The organism is Bartonella sp. AP58NXGY (genome assembly GCF_042195785.1).
Classification (GTDB): Bacteria; Pseudomonadota; Alphaproteobacteria; order Rhizobiales; family Rhizobiaceae; genus Bartonella.
The window spans coordinates 1-299 of record NZ_JBHIOY010000186.1; the positions used below are offsets into that span (position 1 = coordinate 1).

The following is a 299-nucleotide window of genomic DNA, read 5'->3' on the forward strand; positions in this document are numbered from 1 at the left end:
GCGTAAATATATTAATGTACCAAGTATGATTTTATAGCGGATGATACAATACTGATGCTTTCTAAAGATGCCCTTCCCTCTCAAATAAGCCGTCATTTCAATATCTGTAATAAACGTGGGTTGCATGCAAGGGCTTCTGCAAAATTTGTACAAACTGTCGGCAATTTTAACGCCACTGTTGAAGTTGAAAAGGATGGAAAAATCGTTGGTGGGTCATCAATTATGGGACTTATGATGCTAGCAGCTTCATCTGGATGCAACCTCACCATTCGCGTTTGGGGACCAGAAGCAACAGATGC

At 40.8% G+C, this 299-nt stretch carries 1 protein-coding gene; it reads left to right on the forward strand.

The genetic code is table 11. The features are described 5' to 3' along the window. Positions 1 to 54 precede the first annotated feature (54 nt). Positions 55 to 299: HPr family phosphocarrier protein (locus tag ACFINC_RS10345; RefSeq protein ID WP_375617156.1), on the forward strand; the 245-nt coding region annotated here is incomplete at its 3' end.